Origin of the sequence: Mariniphaga sediminis (assembly GCF_003573545.1) — a bacterium.
Taxonomy (GTDB): Bacteria; Bacteroidota; Bacteroidia; order Bacteroidales; family Prolixibacteraceae; genus Mariniphaga; species Mariniphaga sediminis.
The window spans coordinates 107,394-132,584 of record NZ_QWET01000005.1; the positions used below are offsets into that span (position 1 = coordinate 107,394).

16 protein-coding genes are annotated in these 25,191 nt (G+C 44.0%); 10 read left to right on the forward strand and 6 right to left on the reverse strand.

What is annotated here, in order from left to right:
• The first annotated feature begins 65 nt into the window (after positions 1 to 65).
• The 8 genes from D1164_RS08065 to D1164_RS08100 all read left to right on the forward strand — a co-directional run bounded on the left by D1164_RS08065 (position 66) and on the right by D1164_RS08100 (position 8,996).
• Positions 66 to 1,478 carry a sialate O-acetylesterase gene (locus D1164_RS08065; protein ID WP_119349454.1) on the forward strand — a complete coding sequence of 471 codons (1,413 nt, stop codon included), beginning with the start codon at positions 66 to 68 and terminating at the stop codon, positions 1,476 to 1,478.
• A gap of 206 nt (positions 1,479 to 1,684) precedes the next feature.
• Entirely contained in the window at positions 1,685 to 2,425 is a 741-nt protein-coding gene (locus tag D1164_RS08070) for a hypothetical protein (protein ID WP_119349455.1), read from the forward strand.
• A gap of 227 nt (positions 2,426 to 2,652) precedes the next feature.
• Complete coding sequence (locus tag D1164_RS08075) at positions 2,653 to 4,707, forward strand: DUF2264 domain-containing protein (RefSeq protein ID WP_119349456.1); 2,055 nt, start codon at positions 2,653 to 2,655, stop codon at positions 4,705 to 4,707.
• A gap of 293 nt (positions 4,708 to 5,000) precedes the next feature.
• The gene (locus D1164_RS08080; protein WP_119349457.1) at positions 5,001 to 6,311 is read left to right on the forward strand and encodes a cytochrome ubiquinol oxidase subunit I; all 1,311 of its coding nucleotides are present in this window, start codon (positions 5,001 to 5,003) and stop codon (positions 6,309 to 6,311) included.
• Entirely contained in the window at positions 6,304 to 7,299 is a 996-nt protein-coding gene (locus tag D1164_RS08085; protein ID WP_119349458.1) for a cytochrome d ubiquinol oxidase subunit II, read from the forward strand. Before D1164_RS08080 ends, D1164_RS08085 begins: the two co-directional genes overlap by 8 nt.
• A 36-nt stretch (positions 7,300 to 7,335) precedes the next feature.
• A complete protein-coding gene (locus D1164_RS08090; RefSeq protein WP_119349459.1) occupies positions 7,336 to 7,689 on the forward strand; it encodes an MmcQ/YjbR family DNA-binding protein in 354 nt (117 codons plus the stop codon).
• A gap of 12 nt (positions 7,690 to 7,701) precedes the next feature.
• Positions 7,702 to 8,781, forward strand: a complete 1,080-nt coding sequence (locus tag D1164_RS08095) for a C1 family peptidase (RefSeq protein WP_119349460.1) — start codon at positions 7,702 to 7,704, stop codon at positions 8,779 to 8,781.
• Positions 8,781 to 8,996 (forward strand): RNA-binding S4 domain-containing protein, encoded by a 216-nt coding sequence (locus D1164_RS08100; RefSeq protein WP_119349461.1) that lies wholly within the window; start codon positions 8,781 to 8,783, stop codon positions 8,994 to 8,996. The genes D1164_RS08095 and D1164_RS08100 overlap by 1 nt, the downstream gene beginning before the upstream one ends.
• A gap of 115 nt (positions 8,997 to 9,111) precedes the next feature.
• On the opposite strand, the gene D1164_RS08105 is transcribed toward D1164_RS08100, so the two are convergent.
• From D1164_RS08105 to mgrA, 6 genes are all read right to left on the reverse strand, one after another.
• Positions 9,112 to 10,770: a S41 family peptidase gene (locus tag D1164_RS08105; RefSeq protein ID WP_119349462.1), complete on the reverse strand. Its 1,659-nt coding sequence runs from the start codon at positions 10,768 to 10,770 to the stop codon at positions 9,112 to 9,114.
• Entirely contained in the window at positions 10,771 to 11,214 is a 444-nt protein-coding gene (locus D1164_RS08110; protein WP_119349463.1) for a deoxycytidylate deaminase, read from the reverse strand.
• A 190-nt stretch (positions 11,215 to 11,404) separates the two neighbouring features.
• Positions 11,405 to 12,160 (reverse strand): carboxypeptidase-like regulatory domain-containing protein, encoded by a 756-nt coding sequence (locus D1164_RS08115; protein WP_119349464.1) that lies wholly within the window; start codon positions 12,158 to 12,160, stop codon positions 11,405 to 11,407.
• A 103-nt stretch (positions 12,161 to 12,263) separates the two neighbouring features.
• On the reverse strand, positions 12,264 to 12,971 hold the full coding sequence (locus D1164_RS08120) for a hypothetical protein (RefSeq protein ID WP_119349465.1): 708 nt from the start codon (positions 12,969 to 12,971) through the stop codon (positions 12,264 to 12,266).
• Positions 12,972 to 13,425: 454 nt separating this feature from the next.
• A complete protein-coding gene (locus tag D1164_RS08125; protein ID WP_119349466.1) occupies positions 13,426 to 13,827 on the reverse strand; it encodes a hypothetical protein in 402 nt (133 codons plus the stop codon).
• A 309-nt stretch (positions 13,828 to 14,136) separates the two neighbouring features.
• A complete protein-coding gene (gene mgrA / locus D1164_RS08130) occupies positions 14,137 to 15,123 on the reverse strand; it encodes an L-glyceraldehyde 3-phosphate reductase (RefSeq protein ID WP_119349467.1) in 987 nt (328 codons plus the stop codon).
• 376 nt (positions 15,124 to 15,499) lie between these two features.
• On the opposite strand from mgrA, the gene D1164_RS08140 reads away from it, so the two are divergent.
• Positions 15,500 to 15,865 carry a response regulator gene (locus tag D1164_RS08140; RefSeq protein ID WP_172594387.1) on the forward strand — a complete coding sequence of 122 codons (366 nt, stop codon included), beginning with the start codon at positions 15,500 to 15,502 and terminating at the stop codon, positions 15,863 to 15,865.
• 418 nt (positions 15,866 to 16,283) lie between these two features.
• Positions 16,284 to 25,190 (forward strand): HYR domain-containing protein, encoded by an 8,907-nt coding sequence (locus D1164_RS08145; RefSeq protein ID WP_172594388.1) that lies wholly within the window; start codon positions 16,284 to 16,286, stop codon positions 25,188 to 25,190.
• Position 25,191 lies beyond the last annotated feature (1 nt).

Sequence of the window (25,191 nt, forward strand, 5' to 3'; positions counted from 1 at the left end):
ATGTATCAGCGGGATTTAATATATTTGTTTGTTATTAACCAAGTCAATTTATATTTAGTTTAATTATGAAACAGATTTTTTACATTGTCTCCCTTTCTTTTCTTTTTCTTTTTTCAACAAGTGTTCGGGCTGAAATAAAGCTCCCTGCTATTTTTGGCAGCCACATGGTGTTGCAGCAAAAAACAGATGCAGCCATTTGGGGAAAGGCTACAGAGAATAAGACGGTGAGGGTAACGACCTCCTGGAACAAAAAAAGCTATACAGCCAAATCGGATGCCGATGGAAACTGGAAGCTGAAAGTGAGTACTCCGGATGCCGGTGGCCCTTATTCCATAACCATTTCGGATGGGAAAACCCTCACCCTTGAAAATGTGATGATAGGCGAAGTTTGGGTTTGTTCCGGGCAGTCGAATATGCAAATGACAATGGCCGGTTACCGGAACCAACCGGTGGTTGGCTCAAATGAAGCCATTGCAACATCTGCGAATAAATCAATCCGTCTGTTTACCGTAGAGCGAAACAAAAGCCTCGAAACCATAGATGATTTTTCGGGAGAATGGTTGGAATGCCTTCCTGAGAATGTGGCTGATTTCAGCGCTGCCGGTTACTTTTTTGGAAGAATGATAAACGAAGCACTGGATGTTCCGGTTGGATTAATATGTTCGAGTTGGGGAGGTACCCGGATTGAACCCTGGATGAGTGAAAATGGGTTTGGTAAATTTGATTGGGTAAACCTTCCGGATAAGAGCAGTAAGGAAGATTTTTCGCCACAAACTCCTACTGTACTTTACAACGCCATGATTTCGCCTATGGTAGGTTATGCCATTCGCGGGGCTTTGTGGTACCAGGGTGAGTCGAATCGTAACGAGCCCAAAGAGTACGAAAAATTGATGCCCGGTTTGGCAGAAAACTGGAGGGCTGAATGGAATATCGGAGACTTCCCATTCTATTACGTTCAGATTGCTCCCTACCAATATGTTAATGGTTCGAACTCTGCTTTTTTGCGGGAGGCACAATTGAAAGCATCGTCAGCTATTCCTAATTTTGGAATGGCCTGTACAATGGATGTGGGAGAAAAGCACAATATCCATCCGGCGGCTAAAGAGGAAGTGGGCGAACGGCTTGCATACCTTGCGTTGGCTAAAACTTACGGTCGGAAAGGGTTTGAGTATTCAGGTCCGGTGTTGAAGGAGATGACCGTGGATGGAAGTATTGTAAAGCTCACTTTCGACCATGCCAAAAACGGACTGACTACTTTTGGCAAAGAGCTGGAGAATTTTATGGTTGCCGGAGAAAACAAACGATTCCATAAAGCAACCGCTTTTATTACCCGCGATGGCATCACGCTGTTTTCTCCATCGGTTCAAAAGCCGGTGGCTGTTCGTTATGCTTTTGAAGATTTTGTTGTCGGAGAATTATTTAATACCGAAGGATTACCTGCGTCTTCTTTCCGGACAGACGATTGGGAAATGGAGTAGGATTATTTCTGTAAGCAGAATAAGGAGAGGTTGTTTTGATTTTTTTCAGAACAACCTCTTTTTTATATCCCTGGTTTAACCCTACCGGGTTTTCATTCTGAGATAATTGAGGCGCCTTCATGTTAAGGTTTTAGCAGCCCGGAGAAATTTGTCCGGGTTGATTGAATAATGAATATTCTTCTTAATTTTCGGAAAATTTTTTTTTGATGCAGCCGGAAAAAAAACAACTGGAAGTTTTACTGATGCACTATTTCAGGGAATGCTACCCCGATTTCCCGAAAGGGAAGGTTGTTACATCCGAATCACCCGATTTTATTGTACAGCTAAAAAGCAGGAATAACCTCGGCATTGAACTCACCCGGCTGAATCCGTTAAATGCCCATTTTCCGGATAAAGATGAACTGACAGAGAATCGTTTTCGGGAGCATATTATTGAAACTTCCCGGGCGTTGTTTGAGCAAAGTTCGGATTTCAGGCTTTTTGTAAAATTTCTTTTCTCCGAAAATTTTTCCATTGCAGAAGAAAGAGCGCTTTCCGTGGCGGCTCAAATGGCAGGTATTATCCGGCGGGCGGTGGCCGGGAAAAGTCCCGGTTCGTTTTTCAGGGAGTCGGTCGGGAAAGAGGCACTTCCTGAAGGGTTGGAATCCCTGCTTATTGTATATCACCCTGAGTTGCAACATTCGGTGTGGGAGCGATCGAACAACCTCGGAGTTTCCAAAAATGTAGTGGCCGACATTCGCGAAGCCATTCACAAAAAGGATGAAAAACTGCGGATTTATCAAAAGCAAAGGCTTAATTATTATTGGCTGCTAATAACAACCGACCGGTTGCGGGGGGTAAAAAGTTACAACCTTCCCGACAAAATCATGAACCACACCTTTCAATCACGTTTTCAGCATGTTTTTCTGTTCGATCTGATTAAATCAGATGTATTTCAACTTGTTTAATTCAGATTGTTGCTAAAAAAGTACAAGTCATTGTTAATTCAGGATTAATAAGAATGGGGTTTCATTCATAATCTTTGTCATTCTGTTAAACGGAAGAGAAATGATTATGAAACGAGCATGTAAAACATTTACGCCCAGAAGAATGATTAAAGCACATGCGAGTTCCCCGTCTGACCGCGTAAGCCGGGCAGGCATACTATACCTTTGAAAAAAACAACTTTAATAGTATGAAAAGAGCATTTGAAGTGGAAGATCCGGATTTTAGCGTAAGTCCGTTAACCGGCATGACCCGCAGGCACTACATAGAAATGGCGAAGTATCTGCTCGAAAGAGCTTTCACCCATATTGGTTCGATAAATGATCCGCTGACATTTCCGGAAGTCCCGGGTAAAACCTATCCACAACCCGATGATCCTGACTGGCGGTGGCGTTCGCTGGAATTTGAAGCGTTGGAACGTACTTTCACCCTTGCCGGTCCGCTGATTCATGTCGATCCGGAAGTGGAGATTAAGGGGATTAAATTGCGCGATTATTACAGCCTGCAACTGTACCGCGCACTGACTCCGGGCCATGCAAATTCCCTGCCTCTGCCGGAAGATTTACCCGATTCCACCTACCAGTTTACCTGTGAGTTTGGAGGACTGTTTAAAACCTTGTTGTTGATGCCTGATACTATCTGGACAAATTATTCCGAACAGCAAAAGGAGGAGATGGTAGCCACCATTTCAAAATGGGCGCACCACCGGACTACCCAGAATAACTGGCGGATTTTTAATATCGTTACACTCTCTTTTCTGAAAAAATACGGATACGAAATAGACGATGAACTGCTGAAGAGCCATTTGTTATGGGTCGCATCCTATCATTCAGGAAATGGCTGGTACCTGGAGCAAACCTACAATTATTATTCTATCAGTTTGTTTATTGTGTATACCACTATCTGGAACCGGACTTTCGGAGATGAATATTACCCGGAAATTGCAGAAATCATTGAGCGGTCGGCTACCAAACTGATGGAATCGATTACCGGTTTTTTTGGGCGCGAAGGGTACATAAACATGTGGTCGCGTAGCATTTGCTACCGCACGTGGGTTTCGGGGGCTTTCCCGGTCGCTTTTATGCTGAAGGACAAACCGTTAATTGATGCCGGTTTTGCCCGGCGGTTGTGTTCCGGTTCGCTGTTGCAATTTGTAACCCGCGAGGATTTTTATCACAATGAAATTCCCAGCCTCGGTTTTTACGGAAGGAAGGAATACATGGTACAAAACTATAGTTGCCCGGCCAGTCCGTTTATTATGTTCCTGCCATTTATCTGCCTGGCTTTGCCTGAAGATTCACCCTTTTGGACAGCACGCGAAAACGAAGGATTTTGGGAAGAACTGGGAACAGATACAAAAACTGTTGTACTGGAAAATCCGGGACTGGTTTTGGCTAATCACGGAAAATCCGGCGCCTCTGAAATCATTCCGGGCAAGGTGTATTACGACGATCCCAACTATTCAAAACTAATGTACAATACCCATTTCCCCTGGGAAGATCACGACCCCTCAGGGGGAACATCCATGGAGTACAGTTTCAGAAGTTGGGATCCGCGCGATGTACGCGGCGAGGATATCAATTTCTATTTGACGGGCCTCGCGGTTAATAACAGTGCGGAAAGAAACCGGTCTTTTTTTATTTCGCAAGGGATGGTGTTTAACGGGGTGAAAGCTGGAGTAATCTACCGGCAGGCTATTATGAGAAAGCCTCCGAATAACGGGGTGGGGTACATTATCGATTTGGCTGATATTATCATTTCGGGAGGCGTAATCCGGGTAGATCGCACCCGTTTGGCCTTTGAACATGAGCTTACACTTGGTCATTTCGGATTGCCGCACATAAATGGAGAGAGGGCTGTGGTGAATCAGTACGAAGAAGGGAATAGAAAGATTATAACCGCAGCCATAAAAGGACGGCAGGTAGCATTGGTTACCTACACCGGCTGGGATGAAGTGGACAGTCTGGTACATTCCAACCGGAATGCCGAAGCGGAAGAAAGTACCGTCGTTTTTGCCCGTAAGAAAAGATTGGATAAAAACCCGGCTATGGAGTTAATGATAACGGTAATGTTGCACAAAACCGATGATTCGGAATGGACGAAGGAAGAACTTTTCCCCATTAAAGAAATTGAAATGATGGATGTTACACCGGTCTTTTCCACCTTAGGGACAAAAATTACGCTGGCCGATGGTAAAATTTATGAAGTGTATTTTGAGGAGATCGACGGAAACCGGCGGTGGTAAAGACGAGCAATTGAGTTACTCCGGAACGCGGGGAAAATTGATTGTGTGTGTTATTTGTTGGTTTGGCAACGATTTGATAGCAATTTTTCGGTGTATTTCTAAACCGGTTTCGATTATTTTGGGAGCTTGCCGGTTTCAGTATTAGGGTGGATCAGATTAAGTAGCATTTTGTCAATCGGTTAGATAATTTGCCGGAATTTCCAGGTATATCTTTTTTGAAAACGTTCAAACCGAAAAGGTTTTCGGGTGTTGAATGTAGTATAGTTTGATTTTTTTTTTCAAAAAAGATAAGTATGGACGAATTTTTGGCTGCCCGGATGCAAATGGGGGTTTCACTTGGTTTTCACATTGTTTTTGCCTGTATTGGAATGGTGATGCCGTGGTTTATGTTTTTGGCTGAATGGAAATGGCAACGCACCAATAACCCGGTTTACCTTGATTTGGCCAAAGCCTGGGCAAAAGGGGTAGCCATCTTTTTTGCTGTTGGGGCGGTTTCGGGTACTGTCCTTTCTTTTGAGCTTGGGATGCTTTGGCCCGGGTTTATGGAGCATGCCGGGCCTATTTTTGGGATGCCCTTTTCCTGGGAAGGTACGGCATTTTTTCTGGAAGCCATTGCGCTCGGACTTTTCCTTTATGGCTGGAAAAGGCTGAACAGAAAGGTTCATTTATACACGGGGCTGGTAGTTGGAATTGCCGGGGTTCTTTCCGGTATTTTTGTTGTTTCAGCCAATGCCTGGATGAATGCCCCGGCAGGGTTTGACTGGGTGAACGGGCAGGCAGAGAACATCGATCCGGTGAAGGCCATGTTTAATAAAGCCTGGTTTTCGCAGGCACACCACATGATTATTGCCGCTTTCTCGGCCACCGGGTTTGCGGTTGCGGGAATACATGCTATCCTTTACCTGAAAAACAGGTTGGAAATTCATGCCAAAGCAATTACTATTGCCCTTTCATTTGCTGCTGTTGCTGCCTTATTGCAGCCAATTAGTGGCGACCTTGCAGCCAAAAGTGTAGCCAAATTGCAACCGGCCAAGCTGGCTGCTTTCGAATCACATTTCGAAACCTCAGAAAGAGCGCCGCTTATTATTGGCGGCATTCCCGATGTGGAGAAGAGGGAGGTAAAATATGCCATCAAACTGCCCGGGTTCCTGAGCTTTCTCGCGCATGGCGATTTTAATGCCGAAGTGAAAGGGTTGGAAGAGTTTCCGGAAGATGAATGGCCACCGGTTCCCATTGTACACTATTCTTTCCAGTTGATGGTAGCTATTGGGATGTTTCTGGCTTTACTGGGCGTAATTTTTTTGATAGCAACTTACAAAAAGAAACACTGGCTTGTAAAGCGATGGTGGCTGAAGCTGCTTATTCTTGCCACGCCCTTTGGTTTTATTGCCATCCAGGCCGGCTGGATTGTTACCGAAGTAGGGCGGCAACCCTGGATTATTTACGGAATTATGAAAACCCGCGATTCACTCACACCCATGCCGGGAATTCAATATACTTTTTACACCATCACGGCGGTTTACCTGGTGCTTAGTTTTGTTGTGGTCTGGTTACTGAGCCGTCAGATTAAAATGTTACATTCAAAATATTTGTCCAATGACTGAAATAATCCTTGCTATCCTTGCTATCTGCCTTTTGCTTTATGTATTACTGGGAGGCGCTGATTTTGGGGGAGGGATTCTCGAACTGCTGACCAGAGGGAAAGCTGCGGGAATTGTTACCAGGGCCATTGCTCCGGTGTGGGAAGCTAATCACATGTGGCTTATCCTGGTGGTGGTCATTCTGTTTGTAGGCTTTCCGAGTGTATACTCCACCATTCTTACCGCTTTGCATATTCCCGTTCTGCTGGTGCTGCTTGGTATCATTTTTCGCGGATCGGCTTTTACTTTTCGTCATTACGACATCGAAGAAGAAACACCCAAAGCAATATATTCCACTATTTTCAAGTATTCCAGCCTGCTAACCACATTCTTTTTGGGGGTAACAGCAGGGGGGATTATCCTCGGAAATATTACGACGGATTACAGCCAGGGATTTTATACGGTTTACATTCGCCCCTGGTTCAATCTGTTTTCGTTTTTTATGGGACTTTTTATTGTGGTGCTATTTGCCTTCCTCGCCAATATTTATACAGTGGGTGAGATAAAAGATGAAAGTCATATCCGGCGTTTTACCCGGTTGGCAAAACGGTTAATTATTTTTTTGGTTGTTGCTGGTGCGCTTGTTTTTATCGCCGCCGAAATTAACGGTCATTCGTTGTTTTACGAATTTTATCATTCGCCGGTGAGTATTGTCAGTGTGGTGCTGGCCTCACTGGCCCTGCCCGTTTTGTGGAAAGGGCTGAACCAAAACAAACGAAATATGGTACGGATGGTTGCCGGATTTCAGACAACGATGATTGTAACAGGCTGGTTCGCTATTCAGTTTCCGGTGCTGGTGAAAATCGAAGGAGGTCCCGACATTACGCTGGCAAGCTCCGTTGCACCGCCGGAAACCCAGGTGCACTTGCTGATTGCGCTGGTTGTGGGAGTTTTTATTATCTTTCCGGCCATGTTTTATTTATACAGAACGTTTAAATTTGACAGCAACTAATTGTATTTTTTAAGAAGGTTGTTAAAAGGCGTGGGAATGAATATTGAAGAATTAAGGGAATATTGCCTGTCTAAAAAAGGAGTAACGGAAGGATTCCCTTTCGGAGAAACTGCATTGGTTTTTAAGGTGGCGGAAAAAATGTTTTGCCTTGCCAGTCTGGAAGGTGATTTTTCTGCAAACCTGAAAAACGAACCTGAAAAGAACCTGGAACTGCGGGAACATTTCCCGGCCATTAAGCCGGGTTATCATATGAACAAGCAGCACTGGAATACGGTGGAAATAGATGGTTCAATCCCGGATAAAATGCTTAAACAACTTATCGATGACTCCTACCGGATTGTTGTTGAAAAATTACCGAAAAAGAAACAGGAAGAACTTAAAAACAGCTAAAATTCGTTTGTTATGAAAATCAGTTTGATAGTGTTATTTGTTCTTTCATTTCTGAACCTCCCGGTGCGGGCACAAACCAATGCCGGAAATTTTACACTTCAAACTGTTGTGGATCACACTCCTGTAATCAGTCAGGGAAGTACAGGGACCTGCTGGAGTTTTTCAGTTGCCAGTTTTTTGGAGTCGGAAATTATACGCAAAGGATATCCTGAAACGGATTTGTCGGAAATGTTTTTTGTGTATCACACTTACCTGAACAAAGCGAAAAGATACCTTCTTTATCATGGCAATATTAATTTCGGACAGGGTGGACAGGCGCACGATGTTACGGATGTTTTGCGCGAATATGGTATGGTACCCGAAAGCATTTTCCCCGGGAAAAAGGTGGATGGCAGATTTAATCACCGGGAGCTTTCACGCGAAATGCAGACAAAAGTTGGGGAGAGGAATAAAAACCGGAAGGACTTTCATGCTGAAAGAATAGACGATTTTCATTCGTTATTGGAGGAACATATTGGGGAACTTCCCAAACAGGTAAAAACAGGGAAAGGCCGTTTAACACCCGCTGAATTTCGTGATAAGTTCGGAATCGATCCGGATGATTTTGTGGAACTTACATCGTATACCCATCATCCTTTTTACCAGCCTTTTGTACTCGAAATTCCGGATAACTGGTCTCATGCCCTGTATTACAATCTGCCCATCGATGAACTGGTACAAGTGATGGTGCATGCATTGGAGAATGGATTTACAGTGTGCTGGGATGGCGACAACAGCGAAAAAACTTTTGATCATGGAAATGGGGTGGCCTTTCTCCCGGAAAAACAACAGGGGAAGGTAGACCAGGCGTTGCGTCAGGAGACATTTTATAACCGTGCAACTACTGATGATCACCTGATGCACATCGTGGGTCTTTCAAAAAATGAAGAGGGACAAACCTGTTTTTATACAAAAAATTCGTGGGGAGCTGACAGTAACGATTTTGGTGGGTATCTGCACCTGACCGAAGATTACGTGCGTCTGAAAACCATTGCAATCATGGTCCATAAAGAGGCCATTCCTGAAAGTATCAGACAAAAAATGAAATTATAATGCGGGAATTTACCCTTCATACGGAATATATTGAGTTGGTGAAATTGCTAAAGTTGCTCCGGATTGCTGAGACCGGTGGCCATGCTAAAATACTGGTGGACGAAGGCAGAGTTTTGGTAAACGGGAATACGGAGTCGCGCAAACGCGCTAAACTCCGGCCCGGCGATGAGATCGAAACAGAAGGTGACAAAATTATAATAAGAGGAGCACCCTAACGGCTTGCCGAAAGGGGTTTATCTGGCAAAAATGATCCGGGAAAACCACCCGGTGTCAGTTCTTAAAATAATGAAACCATAGCAACCGGAATCAGGAAAAACCAGCCGTAAAGGTTCAGTTCCTGAGGTGGTCTATTTTTGAGACAATGCTGTCATGGGATACGTTCTCCACCAGTAAATCCTTTTTCGAAATTTCAATGGCCTTAAGCAATGTATTATCAATTTGCCGGATGATAGGATAAAAACCTTCTTCCCCCATAATATTCCGTGTGATATATGCTTTCAGTTGAGTGCTGATTAATTCGCCCGATTGTTTTAATCCTTTGGAATCTTTTGCAACCCCTTTTTCCTGCGCATAGGTCACGAATTCGTTTAATACATTTTGCCCTGTCAGAAATGAATCGAATTCTTCTGCCGTTTCAAGTGCTGAAAGGTTTTCGCGATGTTGGTCGGCGTAAGTGTAAGCAAATGTATAAATCAATCCTTTGCGGTAGATAAGGTCGAAATAGGCCGAATTTCCGGAGGTGTCCATCGGAACAAAAATATCGGGCATAATCCCGCCTCCTCCATATACTGTCCGGCCGGCCATGGTGTAATATTTCAGCGAATCGTTAAATTGAATGCTGTCGGCAAATAATTGCTCCTGATGACTGAAGCGGGCATAAAGGTCGTGATAATACTCTTCATTGCCATCTTCGTATGATTTTTGGATGCAGCGGCCACTGGGTGTGTAAAAACGGGCAACAGTGAGTCGCAGGGCCGACCCGTCCATCAAGGGGATTTGTTCCTGTACCAATCCTTTTCCGAACGATCGGCGGCCAATTACCAGTCCACGGTCGTTATCCTGAATGGCGCCGGCAAAAATTTCACTGGCTGAGGCTGAAAATTCATCGATGAGTACATACACCTCCATATCTTTCCATCGGTTTTTTCCCGAAGCATTGTATGTTTTTTTAGGCTGGTTGAGCCCTTCGGTATATAAAATGGGTTCCCCTTTTTCAAGGAACTCATCCACAATTTGCAACACACTGGAAAGTGATCCACCCGGGTTCTGGCGCAAATCAACAATGGTTTTCTCTGCACCTGCATGCTGAAGCTTTTGCATTCCCTGCATAAATTCATCGTAGGTGGTTTCTGAAAAGCGCGATACTTTAATGAATCCGGTTTCATCATCAATCATATACGAAACATCAACACTGAAGAGCGGAATATTATCGCGGATGATCTCAAATTCCAGGCTATTGTTGTATCCTTTCCGGATTATACCCACTGTAACCTTCGTGTTTTTTTCGCCGCGGAGTAAATTCAGTACCGTGGTATTTTGCACACCTGTTCCGGCAATAACGGAATCATTGACGGTAACAATACGGTCGCCGGGCAAAATGCCAACCTGGCTGGATGGACCCCCGGGAATGACTTCAATCACGCGCACTGTATCCTCCTGTATCGAAAACTGAACTCCTATTCCGGAGAAGTTGCCACGCATCTCTTCCTGCACCTCTTTCATATTTCTGGCGGGAATGTAAGCGGTGTGCGGATCGAGATTTTCCAGTATCTCCGGAATGGTCTTCTCGATAATATCACTGGAGTTCACACTGTCGACGTACCCGTTTTCAATCAACTGAAAAATGGTGGTCAGTTTGTTGGGCCTGCTATACGATAAAGAATTTAAAGCCGGCTGACTGTTTTGTTTCAGTAAATTTCCGATGATGATTCCGGCAGCTACCGAAAGGGCTACCACCAGGGGTAAAATGATGGTTGTTTTTTTATTCATTTAATCGTCCTCTAAATTATCCAGTTCTACCTGTGTTACTTCTACTTTTGCTCTTCTCAGCAGGTTAATTCCGTCGTCGAGGCGGTAACTCTCAGTAAAAACAACCCGCTTGATTCCGGCCTGAATGATCAGTTTTGCACATTCGAGGCAGGGCGATGAGGTAACATAAAGTGTAGCACCCTCACTGCTATTGCCCGATTTGGCGACCTTGGTAATGGCATTGGCCTCAGCATGTAAAACGTAAGGTTTGGTCCGGTTATTTTCTTCTTCGCAGTTGTTCTCAAAACCCGATGGGGTTCCGTTGTAACCGTCAGAAATAATCATTTTCTCTTTTACCAGTAATGCCCCTACCTGCCTGCGTTTGCAATAGGAATTCTGTGCCCAAATCATGGCCATTTTCAAATATCGTTGATCGAGTAAATTCTGTTTTTTTTCGTTTTTCATTTTGTCTTGCAAATAAAATTGGTCGCCTGTTTTTCCATTGGGTTACAAATGTAATACTCATTTTCAAAAAATTGTTCATTTAAAATGCGGCCCGGGCATTAAAACTGAACGAATGCGTACTTTATTTCCTTTCATTACCGCTTCCCATTTTGAGGTGATTTAGAGAGTAACACTTGGGGGGAGGATTTGGTTATTCGTTTTTCTCTTGTTTGTAAATTTCAAAATAGTATTTGATGGAGGCCCGTACTTCATATTCACTGGAAGTGTAAGGCAGTACATCCTGGGCGTTAAACCAGATCATGAATGAGTCGGCTTCGGCTTCCCCTATACCGGTGAGTTTCATTACCATCTCTTTGTTGTAATTTTGCGAATGCATTTCCCAGTTGCGTTGCAGGGACATGGCTTTACGTACATCACGTTTTTCCCGTTCGCGTTGGCTGAGGTGATACTGCCAGAAAGATATCGGATTGAATAATGCTGCCAGAATTGGTGGTTTTTCGTTGAATGCATCTCCGCGCAACTCGATTGGAATATCCACCGGCTTGCCGGTCCCCAGCCCTTCAGCTACTTTCGGTTTATCTCCTTTAACCTCCACTTCGCCCACGGCATAGCTAACGGGGTTCATGAAGAATGTAACCACTTCTTGCCCCATGTAGCTATGTGGCACATAAATTACTTTTTTTTGATAACCTACTGAGGTGACAAGCAGACTGTCGATATTCAGTACATCGAGTGTGAAATAACCGTCGTTATTGGTAATGGTGCCGCTGTGGGTACGGTGGTTGACGATGTTGGCATAGGGAATGGCCGTGCTGTCAGCGGCATTCACAACCCTCCCTTTCAGCCTCACAAGGATGGGGTCGACCAAAAGAGGATCGGTTTGCGCCTGGTTACTTAGCCACGCAAACGTTAATAACATCAGGCTGGTGAAAGTAATAATCCTCATCTTTTCTTTAAATAGAATCCAAAAATATGGAAAAGATTTATCTCAGCAGAAACATAACAGTTTTTAACTGGAATTTAACAAGTTTTAATGGAGTTAAAGGACTTTAAAACCCGATACGAATTCTTGAACCTACGGGATTAGTGTTGCCTGGTTCCGTACCGTATATGGAATAAATCTGAAAGTCGAGATGTGCTTTTTTGAAGTTTGCTTTTAACCCGCTTCCAATTTCATTTTGAAGAAACAGGGAATTGTTATGCATAAATGGATCGAAATAATTGTCTGGTTTATTAACAGGATTTGTCAGATATTGTCCATACAAATAGGAACTCATCCGGTCATTGAAGGAATATTCTATGGAAGCAAACAGGCTGGCCTGGTAATTAGGGATGTCCGGGTTCATGATTGTGTTTTGAATGGCCAGTCCGGCACGTAGGTCAAACATGATTTTATTGTCGGCATCCCATCTGACCTGATTGTAAAAATGTTCTATCGAGCCTAATCCTTGCAGGTTTGATTCAAATTTATTTTGCGAGAATGAAAATGTTTTAAAATGGTTTTCGTTGCTAACCTGAATAGTATTTCTGAGTTCATTTTTCAGAAAAAGCCGGGGAGTCTTGAAAAAAAAGAAATCACCAAACAAGCCCGGTTCCCATTCCATGATATGCTCAAAGAGGTCGTGTTTCTTTATCCGGACAGGTTCTTGCTCCTTTTGATGCGCGTGGTTGTCAGTTTGGGCAAACAGTGAAGTGCTGAAAAGTAAAAGAAGAATAAGCAAGACGTTTTTTTGTAGTATGGTTTTTTTCGATATCATTCGTATTTGTTTTAATGCGTTACTGAATCACAAAAAAGATAAAGGATTCAATTTGCCGAGTGACATTCAAATGTAGCAGGAATTATTTTGGGGACATCCGGGTTAATTTATTTTAACGGAAGTTTTAACACCATTTAAGAATGCTTTTTCTGAATGTACTTTTTTAAAGAATCACATTGTGCCGAATTTGAATTGTTTTTTTGTAAGAGAAATTAGAAGATATGGCTCTTTGTGAAGCAGAATTATGGCGAATATGTATGTTAAAAGCAACCTCTGTTTATCTAATGTGGAAGTAGCTGAAGGTGTCATCAGGTTAAGAACAACAAGCGAAACAGATCTTCGACACTGAAAATACTCAGGTGTTTGCAGGGAGTATTAAAATGGAGTTGCGCAAAAAATTCGTTTGGCTGGCGCAGGGTTTATACCGGCTGAATTATTTCTGACTTCTTACTTCTTACTTTCCTTTTTTTAATTCTTCCAACACATCGCATGCTTCATCGTAACTCGATTGGTAGCGCTTGGTTTTAAATATACCGGTCGACATTTTTTGCAGTTCATCCCGGATATCCTCCAGCGATTCCGTAATGGTATCCCGGAAAAGTTGTGCACATTTCAGACAGGTAGTATCCTGTAGTTCATGGGTTTTTTCAAATGCATTCTTTAGGGATGCAATGGATTCCCGGAAATTTTTTCCTTCCAGGTATTGATAAGATTCGAGATAATTTTCGTTAATGACAGCAAGATGCTCTTTGCATTTCTCTCCATTATTTTGGCAGTCCATCACCTCAATCTTGGCAGATTGTCCGTTCGCGCCATTATCTTTTTTCGATAATGATTTTTGTTTTCTAATTGCCATTTTCTATAGTTTATTCCGGCATAAAATAAATGAATATTTTTTAAATCCGAATAAAGTTCTGATTAATCTCTACTTAGGTGGAGTTAAACTCGTGAAATAAGTTTTTGTAAAACCCTTGTCATCCCGCGTTGGGAGAACAAACTAAGAATTGTTGACGGAGATGAATATTTTCCATTTTTTCTGGGTTGCCAATACACCCTCTGTGGTTCTCTGCGGTTTCTCAGTGCCCTCTGTGGTGAAAATTAATAATTCCCAATACTCGACAAAAGAACAAATCCCGCCTTTGGGTATTCAGTATTGGATATTTCCTTATCCTTTCAAAATTGTCTCTATTTGCTGCAATTCTTCACTACTGAATACCTGCTTTTTGAGCATCTCCACGTTGTCATCGATTTGTTGTACCGAACTGGCACCGATTAAGACAGAGGTGATTCGTTTGTCTTTGAGAATCCAGGCCAGCGCCATTTGTGCCAAGGATTGGCCACGTTCTACGGCAATATCATTCAGTTTTATAATTTTGGAGTATGCTGAATCCACATCCTTTTTTTTCAAAAACACCTCGCGGGTGGCCCGTGAATCCTTAGGTATTCCATCCAGGTATTTATTGGTCAGCAGTCCCTGTGCCAGCGGTGAAAAAGGAATACAGCCTATTCCTTCGTCTTCCAGTACATCCAGCAGGCCGTTTTCCACCCAACGTTCAAACATGGAATACCGGGGCTGGTGTATGAGGCAGGGAGTCCCGAGTTCTTTAAGAATTTTTGATGCTTCCCGGGTCATATCAGCCGGATAATTTGAGATACCTGCGTACAATGCTTTTCCGGAACGTACAGCCTGATCCAGCGCCATCATTGTTTCCTCCAGCGGTGTATCCGGGTCCGGGCGGTGGGAATAGAAAATGTCCACGTAGTCGAGCCCCATCCGTTTAAGGCTTTGGTCGAGACTGGCCAGCACATATTTCCGGCTGCCCCATTCGCCATAAGGGCCTGGCCACATCAGATACCCGGCTTTGGACGAGATAATCAGTTCGTCGCGGTAAGCGTTGAAGTCCTGTTTCAGGATTTTTCCGAAATTTTCTTCAGCTGAACCGGGAGGCGGCCCGTAGTTATTGGCCAGGTCGAAATGGGTAATGCCCAAATCGAAAGCCCGGTGCAGCATAGCCCGTCCGTTTTCAAACATATCGATTCCCCCGAAATTGTGCCACAGTCCCAGTGAAACTGCAGGTAATTTGAGTCCCCATTTTCCACAACGGTTGTAGGTCATTTGCTCGTAACGCGATTCCTTTGGAATATAAGTCATATTATAATGCATTTAATTTTAGTTTGATACATCTTTCTAAAAACAAAAACCCCATCCGTTTTATCCTGAACTCCGGAGAGAACGATATACCTGCCCATTGTAAGGTGGGATTTTTTTATTTCACCCGGAACTGTCGGGGCGGGGTACAAAATAAGAAAAATCTGCTTCTCTGTAAAATTTGTCATGGCAGAATATTGTTGATTAAAGGTTATTCTCTGGAAGGTATTTTTTTATGAGTTCGGCAAAAAGGAATGTTTGACCAGCATTTTTGAACCTGAGAATAAGGTAATGTGAGTCAGTGATTCAGGGAATACAAACGACAGTACAATGTGATTTTTGATTAATTTGTGTCATATTGTTTTAAAGAATGTTTTTTATGAGAAAATTGATATATATTGCTGAAGATGATATGGTTTCATTTTACTTCCTTGAAGAAGTACTAACACCTTTAAAGGTGAAAATAAAGCAGGCAAAGAATGGAGAAGAATTACTTCAGCTGATTCATGAAAAAGTTCCCGATCTGGTGTTACTGGATCTGAGGATGCCGGTAATGAGCGGACTGGATGCACTCGCGGTGATAAGGAAGAACCATCCCGGGTTGCCAGTTGTTGCCCAAACGGCCTACGCTATGACGGAAGAAAGGGAAAGGTGCTTTCAGTGCGGGTGTAATGATTATATATCGAAACCTATTAGGAAAACGGCGCTTTTAAAGATCGTTGAGCCGTATTTGGGACTATCCTGACAAGTTGAAGTCAGCGATTCCAAACATCTCCTGTGGGGTAAATGACCGTTAAATGGAGTTGAAAATGCTTTCTTTTTTTTAGAATCAATTGAATGTTATAGGGTTACATGGAAAGTTTTTGTGGTGAGGATGCATTTGTTAATGGAATTTTTTTTAACTTGCACTCACGAACCTTTAATATTTATTAACAATTAATAAAAACAAAACCAGGTAGGTATTGAATAAAAAAAGTGACGGGGAATTATTTTATTTTATAAAATAAGCTTTAAATTGCAGTCTAGATGTCCTGCGGCAAACTATTTATAGGGCATTGAACTTATTGGTGATGGTAAAAAATAGGGGTCATATATCTTCTGTTAGGATATATATATTTGTGGTATTCTATCTAATTGTTGTTTTAGGTGAAAAGTCTGCAGCAATGGATACCTCTTATGCCTATCCGGCGGACTTTCAAAAGCAGTTTACCATTCATTTTTCAGACAAACGATTAACTTCTTTTCAGTATATCAGCGATTTAAGACCCGGTAAAAATTTAGTCCCTGCATGGAGGGATGCCTGTCTGGGTTTTTCCGGTGATAGTTCTATTAATCATAATTATTGCTACGTTGCACCACTGAATTTACTACCGGTATATTTCAATATTAAAAAACAAACAGGAGTCCATCATAGCAATGCCCCTCCTCTTGTCTTTTTTGCAGAAAAAAAAGAATATCAACCATTTAAATCGAAAAATTACTGCCAATCGCCTGCAGATTCCTGCATCCTGATTCAAGAACCTTTTTTGGCCAGTGCAATTGAAACCACCCTACCTGCCCGACTTGTTCGGCCTGATGGGGCTGACTTTCTTTGGCAGCAAATTGACTATGATTTTAATCGGCAATTACTCATTACGGCAGCCGGACAGGGACCAGTGCTGGATTGTCCCGAAGATATCTCGACCTACACAGATATAAATACCTGTACCAGTTTTATTGCCGGAAACCTGAATCCCGGTTTTGATGAAAACAGTGTGATAACGCTTACCTGGGAAATGACAGGCGCCACCAATGATGCTTCTCCGCCGCAGGGCATTAATCTCATTGATGACTATACATTTAGTGAAGGCGTCACTGTTGTAACATATACCGCTACCGGAACCGATGGCAGTACTACCTCCTGCTTTTTTACCATCACCATCTCTGATAACCAGGTGCCACGCATCGAAAGTATGCCGTCGGATATCACCGTTGTTGCCAATCCGGGAGAATGTACTGCTGTGGTTTACTGGAGCGAACCCATTGTCTCCGATAACTGCACTCCTTCCCATCAGATCATCAAAGAATCCACCGTAGATCCCGGCGAGGTTTTTTCTGTTGGTTCCACCCACGTACTTTACAGGGCGTTCGACGCTATGGGGAATGAAAGCGCCGTACAGTCATTTACTGTGACTGTAGAGGACAAGGAACCTCCGGTACTGGTTCTTCCAGGTAATCTTACCATTCATTGTGGTGATGTAATTCCTGCCCCGTGGCAAACCTGGCAGCAGCTTACAGCGGCCGGGGGAAATGCTGCTGACAACTGCGCCCTGGATGAAAGCACCTTTTCCCTTCGTTCTGAAACGGCAAGTGCAGAAAATTGCCCGTACGTTCTGACCCGCACGTATGAAGTAGCCGATGCACATGGAAATATTGCCACGGCGCAGCACCGGATTACAGTGGAGGGAGAAGAGCCAGTACTGAAATCAGGACAGGGAGTAGCAGCCACAGTTACATATACAAAAACAGATGTAACTTGTAATGGAGGGAATGATGGTACCGCTGATCTTACGATTAGTAATATTACCGGAACACTAACAATAACCTGGTCTGCCAGTAATGGTGGGAGTGGGTACGTTCAAGGAAATGAAGATCAGACTGGTTTAACAGCCGGAGATTATTCGGTAGATATTACAGACGACTCAGGAACAGAAACAATTAATTTTACATTATCTGAGCCATTAGTTCTGAGTGCAAATGTCACTTCAACGGATATTAGTTGCAATGGAGCCAACGACGGAACCATAACTGTTTCGTCCCCTTCGGGAGGTTATGGGACCTACGAATACCGGCTGAACTCAGGAACATGGCAAAGTAGCGGCAGTTTTTCGGGGTTGTCACCCAACAGTTACTCCGTACAGATTCGCGATGCGGCCAATCCCGGTTGCACTGTAACACTTGGGACGGAAAACATTACCCAGCCAGCTATTTTAAACGCCACTGTTTCTTCCACCAATATTAGCTGCAATGGAGCCAATGACGGAACCATAACTGTTTCGGCCCCTTCGGGAGGTTATGGGACCTACGAATACCGGCTGAACTCAGGAACATGGCAAAGCAGCGGCAGTTTTTCGGGGTTGTCACCCAACAGTTACTCCGTACAAATTCGCGATGCGGCCAATCCCGGTTGCACTGTAATACTTGGGACGGAAAACATTACCCAACCGGCTGTTTTAAACGCCACTGTTTCTTCCACCAATATTAGCTGCAATGGAGCTAACGACGGAACCATAACTGTTTCTTCCCCTTCGGGAGGTTATGGGACCTACGAATACCGGCTGAACTCAGGAACATGGCAAAGTAGCGGCAGTTTTTCCGGGTTGTCACCCAACAGTTACTCCGTACAAATTCGCGATGCGGCCAATCCCGGTTGCACTGTAACACTTGGGACGGAAAACATTACCCAACCGGCTGTTTTAAATGCCACTGTTTCTTCCACCAATATTAGCTGCAATGGAGCCACCGACGGAACCATAATTGTTTCTTCCCCTTCGGGAGGTTATGGGACCTACGAATACCGGCTGAACTCAGGAACATGGCAAAGTAGCGGCAGTTTTTCCGGGTTGTCACCCAACAGTTACTCCGTACAAATTCGCGATGCAGCCAATCCTGGTTGCAGTGAAACCTTAACAACAGAAAATATAACACAGCCGGATGCTTTAATTATCACATCTCACCCTTTAGATCAAACAGACTGCAAAGAAAATCAGGTTGAGTTTTCTGTTTCTGTTGATAACGCGGTAGGAACAGTTAACTACCAATGGCAGCGTAAAAGACCCGCAGATGGTGATTTTGGGAATGTTGCTGGTGGAAATTCAGCTACGTTAACCGTTACAAATATTGGGGTAGGAGGAGAAGATGTTCATGGTTCTTTATATCGAGTGATTGTAACAGATAACTGCCAGGCAATTACATCAAATGCAGCTACTTTGAATGTGAACGAAATTATTGATTTAACACCCAATCAGACTTCAATCAATATATGCAACGGAGGAAGCGTTACTTATGAAGTTTTTACTCAGGGAGATGTAGTTGGATACGAGTGGAAAAAGTCAGTAACGGTCGGAGTATGGACCACAATCACTGATGGAGGGGCCTACTCAGGAGCAACAACTTCTGCTTTAACCATTTCAAATGCGACGGCAAATGAAAGTGCTTCATACAGGGTGTTTGTCACATTTAACACCTTAAACCAACCGGCAGGTTACCCAACATGCATAGAATCAAGTGATACAAGAGTTAGAGAGCTTGTTGTGGATGATGAGGGTCCTGTGGCAATTTGCCAGGATATTACTGTTCAACTTGATGCCGCAGGAAATGCAACAATTGCTGAAGATGCTGTAAATGATGGTTCTTCAGATAATTGCGGAGGAATTTTAACCTTCGATACAAACATTACATCATTTAATTGCTCAAATGTTGGTACGAATCCGGTAGAGTTGACTGTTACTGATTCAAATGGAAATACTAGTACTTGTAACGCAATTGTTACCGTGGAAGACAATATTTCCCCCACAGTGGCAACCTGTCCGGCTAATATCTCCGTAGCTTCTGACCCCGGAAACTGTACTGCCGTTGTCAATTACACCGCACCCACCTTCGATGATAACTGCGACGGCACAGGACTTCCCGGGACATTATCGGCCGGATTTTCTTCCGGACAGGCATTTCCGGTGGGGGTAACCACAGTCACCTATCAATATACCGACGCCGCCGGAAACGGACCGGCAGAATGTTCATTTACCGTTACCGTAACCGACAGCGAAGTGCCTGTTATAACCTGTCCGGCAGATATTTCGGTAAACAATTCCTCTGGGTTTTGTTATGCCACCGCTGCAGTGGTTGGTTTGGTAAATGCCACGGCTACTGATAATTGCAACCCCAGCCCAACCGTAACCGGAACCCGTAGCGACGGACTGGCGCTAAACGTTAACTATCCGGTAGGAATAACAACCATTACCTGGGAGGCTTCCGACGGTTCCAATGTCTCCACCTGCGAACAAACTGTGGAAGTAATCGATAGTGAAGGCCCGACTTTCACTGTTCCCACTGATATTACAATTTATGTTGATGCAACCTGTAATGAAAACAGGGATCCAGTCCAAACCGGTAACCCAATAAATGCTAAAGACAACTGCACGTCAACAGTAAATCTAACAATAAATTATTCCGATGGCGCTGAAGTCCCGGGCTCCTGCACCGGAAACTACAGCTTTACAAGAACATGGACGGTTACTGATGCAGCCGGAAACAGCACCAGCAAAGATCAGGTGATAACTGTAAGAGACAATATAAAGCCGGTTATCACTGTTCCTTCAAACATTTCCATAGCATGCAGCGACAGCCAGGATCCTTCCAATACAGGTCAGGCAACAGCTACCGACAATTGTTCTGTCCCAACTATAACCTTTACCGACAGTATAGGAAATCCATCCGCGAATTGTGCCAATAATTACACCATTTTCAGAACCTGGATAGCTACAGATTTATGTGGGAACCAAAAAATAGCTGACAAGAAACAGGAAATTTTTGTGAGTGATAACAAAGGTCCGGAGGTAGTTTTTGCCAATCAAATTGTTGATGTTAGTTGTCCTGATGATATACCTGTATATTATGAAAATTTAGCTGAATTTTTAGCATCAGATGCTTCTAACGATGCCTATGATTTATGCTCTGGCAGTGTTACAATGGAGTTGTATGATGAATTTTCTTTTTTCGATTCCAGCACTGGAAATGCCGGTTATTGTCCTGACAGTGTCCAACGAACCTATCGTTTTTATGACGAATGCCTGAAATATACAGATGTTGTGCAGACTATCATTGTGTCTGATTTAAGTGCTTGTACATGTACTGAATGTACCGATAAAGTCAAGGTATATGATGTTGATTTAAGAGCTAATCCCGACAGTGTGTGGGCTAGATACAACGAAAGAAAGGATAAAGGTTCTCGTTGCTGTTTAGACGATGTTTGGTGGGAAGAAGGAGGGAATGACCCTTACCGTTGTGTTTCATTTAATGTAATTATTGATGACAATGCCGTAGGTGTACAAATAGAAACAAGTAAGGGGCAGGATGCCAAAGAATGGCGCGTAGATTGCGAAAATGTTTCACTGGAAGGGCCTGATGGAGACATAATATGCCTTCCTTCCGGTGAATATCATCTTTTTACACATTGTAAGCAGGGAGCTGACCCCATTGATTACATTATTCGTTCGGTTAGAGGGATAATTGAATCCGATGATATTGCTACACGGGTTGACTGTGCGCATCAAATACATACTACCGGGGATTTTGAAAGTACTCCGGTTTGGTCAGCGCTTAACCCGTTGTATGATCAATACCTGGATACATCTGATCCGTATAATCCAATTTTTTATGTACCCCTGGAAGACAAAGATAATGTTCCTGCAACCATAGATTACCAGGTTTGTGCTGATGTAGTCGGCTATATTTGCGGTCAATCGACCGACGGTACAATATGCGATACTATTACTGTACAGGTTTTGGATCCCATAGAAATTGAACTCAATATCGATACTTCTCTCGTCTGCGTGGATGATCCATTGTCACTGGTTGCCGATGTAAGCCCTGCATCCAGTTATTATGAATATGAATGGTATGATGGTCCTGGAGGAACTGGAAATATTCTTTCAAACACGAATACATTAAATTTATCGCCTCCGATACCACTGGGTGATTACTCAATAAGAGTAACAGATTATGACCCTAATGGATTGATGTGTAACACGGATGTAGTTGATTTTACTTTGGAAGCAGATACAACCGGAGCTTCCGTTTTTTCTCCGACGAGTGATCTCTATATCCAATGTAACGATCCGGCGGCGGCACAGCAAATACAGGACTGGCTGGCAACAGCAACAGCAGAAGATGACTTTGGGAATCCCTTGGATGTGACCAATGATTACAATGGTATTACCCATGCCTGCGGTACCGTACTGCCTGTTGTTTTCAGTGCAGTGGATATTTGTGGCAATATAGGAACGGATACCGCTTACATCCATGTTACCGACGTTACCCCGCCTGTGATTACAACGGATGCTTCCGATGGCAGTTCTGACTGTTCGACCCTCGATCCTAACGACGATCCCGGTTACCTGGCATGGCTTGCCAACAATGGAGGCGCCATTGCAACCGATGAGTGTGATGATGATGCCACACTTACCTGGACAAACAACAGCGCCACCCAAACATGGAGCGGCGACCCGGCTAACAACCAAATTACAATTACCTTTATCGTATCCGATGCGTGTGGGAATACGGCCGAAACAACGGCTACATACTCCATTATTGACGACCAGCGGCCAACCATTACATGTCCGTCCGACGTGCAGGAAACAGCGGCGCTTAATGATTGTTATAAAATTCTGGTAACACCTACCGACCCTACAATGGGTGATAATTGTTCTGTGCCAACTCTTTCCTGGGAAATGACCGGTGCAACCACAGGAACTGGTGCCGGTACCGTAACAGGGGAAAGTTTTAATGTAGGAATTACAACGGTTATGTATGTGGCAACAGATGCAGCCGGACTAAAAGATACCTGTTACTTCGATGTGACGATTATAGACCTCAATCCTCCCATATATACGTTGGATTGCCCGGAAGATATTTCTGTAAATGCCGATGCAGGAATATGTGGATCGGTTTTGAGTATCCCACCGCCGCCGGTGGAAGATCCTTGCGGGGAACCGGTAACGCTATTGCATGATTCCCCTTATGCTTCTGATCCGACCGATGCCAGCGGAACTTATCCCGTTGGAGCTACTGTGATTACATGGACAGCAACCGATGCATCGGGAAATACGGCTACCTGCGAACAAACTGTTACAGTGACTGACACACAAAAACCGACAATCACCTGTCCGGGTGATGTGGTAGACCAGATAACAGACGGTGGCTGTAGTTTGGTAAGTTCGGCAGTAGGAGACCCGACCTTTACGGACAACTGTAGTGTTGACAGCCTGATTTACATTTTCGCGGGAGCCACCACCGGTTCAGGGACAAGCCAGAAATTTAATTACGCTTCAGGCGTAGCCTTTAACGTGGGGGTTACCACAGTCACCTATGTAGCATTTGATGCTGCCGGGTTAACCGACACGTGTTCTCATACGGTATGGATAAAGAATTTGAATGCACCCCGGTTCTCGGCAACCTGCCCGTCGAATGTCTCTGTCTCTGCCGATGCAGGAATCTGCGGCGCCAACCTGACTATCCCGGTTCCGGCGATTAACAACCCATGCGGCGAAGCTTACATGGTATCAAACGACTGGCCTTCTGCTACCGATTCGATGAATGTGAACGGCTACTACCCTGTAGGAACCACGATAATCAACTGGACTATCACCGATGCCTCGGGAAATGTAACAACATGTGAACAAACCATTGAAGTAATAGATGACCAGCGACCTGTAGTGAACTGTCCTCCCGATGTGGAAGACCAGATAACAGACGGCGGCTGTAGCCTGGTAAGCTCGGCAGTAGGAGACCCGACCTTTACGGACAACTGTAGTGTTGACAGCCTGATTTACATTCTCGCGGGAGCCACTACCGGTTCAGGGACAAGCCAGAAATTTAATTACGCTTCAGGCGTAGCCTTTAACGTGGGGGTTACCACAGTCACCTATGTAGCATTTGATGCTGCCGGGTTAACCGACACCTGTTCCCATACAGTATGGATAAAGAATTTGAATGCACCTCAGTTTAATGTTGTTTGCCCGCCGGATGTGGTTCAGGATGCCGATCCGGGCGAATGTTACGGAACGGTTTCTCCCGGGGTACCTGTAATTAATAATCCTTGTGGTGAAGCTTATACTGTATCGAATAATTGGCCTTCCGCCATTGATTCAATGAATGTGAACGGGGTTTACCCAATCGGGACAACAACTATTAACTGGACTATCGTTGATGCATCCGGGAATGTATATAACTGTACGCAAAATATAACTGTAAATGATTTGTTGCCCACTCTTATCTGCCCTCCGGATATTTTGGTTTCAGCTGATTTCGAAAAAGATTATGCATCTGGAGTGGTGGTTCCTCCACCAACCTTTGATGACAACTGTCCGGACTCAACATTGACCTGGGTTATGACCGGGGCTACAACAGGAACAGGAGATACAGATCCGAGTGGAATAAATATAGTTCCAAGTCCGAATACATTCAATGTTGGCGTAACAACGATTGAATATACATTCACTGATGCCCACGGACATGTGGTTACATGTTCGTTTACTGTTACCGTTGAGTCGAAACCGGTTATCGAATGCCCGCCGGATACCACTGTTTATGTTGGAACAGGTGGATGTACCCATACCTTCGACCCCGGTATTCCTGATTTACTACAAGGGGCAGCACCCATTGACTGGACCTGGGAAATGACAGGAGCGACAACCGGCTCCGGATCAACTCCCGGTGCTACACCTTTGCCCGATTTTATTGGCGACACTCCTTTTAACCTGGGAACGACAACTATTACCTGGACTGCAACCAATGTTTCAGGGGCAGATACCTGTTTTCATATTGTAACTGTTCTTGATACCATTCCACCCACTTTTACCCCCGCACCTTACGAAAACTGTGTGGATCCATTGCATTGGGCAACTTACAATCCGGCAAATCCAAACCCGGTTGTAAACCATGTAGATCCGAATCTGGATAAATATCCTGTCGATTTGAGGACCTTACCTGCTGGTGATACTTCGCTGGATTTATTGTCACTGGAGGACAATTGCTGTGATTCGGTGGATATGATTATTAACTGGCGAATTGATTTTAGCAATACGCCTGATCCGCAAAATGCCGGTGTTGAGATTTCGCATGGTTCAATTAGCGGAACCGGACAGCCATCGGCATACGGAAGTGATATACAACTCTGGGGTGACGGGGTTTTATTTAGTGACATAACGCATACCATAACTTTCTGGGTGGAAGACTGCAACGGGAATGTTTCACAGGAACAGACTGAGAGTATTGTTATCACACCAAGGCCACAAATAATAAAACAAAATTGAG

Excerpts from the sequence above, each read along its gene's own strand:
- D1164_RS08065 (WP_119349454.1), top strand. The coding sequence starts at position 66 with ATGAAACAGATTTTTTACATTGTCTCCCTTTCTTTTCTTTTTCTTTTT.
- D1164_RS08070 (WP_119349455.1), top strand. The coding sequence starts at position 1,685 with ATGCAGCCGGAAAAAAAACAACTGGAAGTTTTACTGATGCACTATTTC.
- D1164_RS08075 (WP_119349456.1), top strand. The coding sequence starts at position 2,653 with ATGAAAAGAGCATTTGAAGTGGAAGATCCGGATTTTAGCGTAAGTCCG.
- D1164_RS08080 (WP_119349457.1), top strand. The coding sequence starts at position 5,001 with ATGGACGAATTTTTGGCTGCCCGGATGCAAATGGGGGTTTCACTTGGT.
- D1164_RS08085 (WP_119349458.1), top strand. The coding sequence starts at position 6,304 with ATGACTGAAATAATCCTTGCTATCCTTGCTATCTGCCTTTTGCTTTAT.
- D1164_RS08090 (WP_119349459.1), top strand. The coding sequence starts at position 7,336 with ATGAATATTGAAGAATTAAGGGAATATTGCCTGTCTAAAAAAGGAGTA.
- D1164_RS08095 (WP_119349460.1), top strand. The coding sequence starts at position 7,702 with ATGAAAATCAGTTTGATAGTGTTATTTGTTCTTTCATTTCTGAACCTC.
- D1164_RS08100 (WP_119349461.1), top strand. The coding sequence starts at position 8,781 with ATGCGGGAATTTACCCTTCATACGGAATATATTGAGTTGGTGAAATTG.
- D1164_RS08105 (WP_119349462.1), bottom strand. The coding sequence starts at position 10,770 with ATGAATAAAAAAACAACCATCATTTTACCCCTGGTGGTAGCCCTTTCG.
- D1164_RS08110 (WP_119349463.1), bottom strand. The coding sequence starts at position 11,214 with ATGAAAAACGAAAAAAAACAGAATTTACTCGATCAACGATATTTGAAA.
- D1164_RS08115 (WP_119349464.1), bottom strand. The coding sequence starts at position 12,160 with ATGAGGATTATTACTTTCACCAGCCTGATGTTATTAACGTTTGCGTGG.
- D1164_RS08120 (WP_119349465.1), bottom strand. The coding sequence starts at position 12,971 with ATGATATCGAAAAAAACCATACTACAAAAAAACGTCTTGCTTATTCTT.
- D1164_RS08125 (WP_119349466.1), bottom strand. The coding sequence starts at position 13,827 with ATGGCAATTAGAAAACAAAAATCATTATCGAAAAAAGATAATGGCGCG.
- mgrA (WP_119349467.1), bottom strand. The coding sequence starts at position 15,123 with ATGACTTATATTCCAAAGGAATCGCGTTACGAGCAAATGACCTACAAC.
- D1164_RS08140 (WP_172594387.1), top strand. The coding sequence starts at position 15,500 with ATGAGAAAATTGATATATATTGCTGAAGATGATATGGTTTCATTTTAC.
- D1164_RS08145 (WP_172594388.1), top strand. The coding sequence starts at position 16,284 with ATGGATACCTCTTATGCCTATCCGGCGGACTTTCAAAAGCAGTTTACC.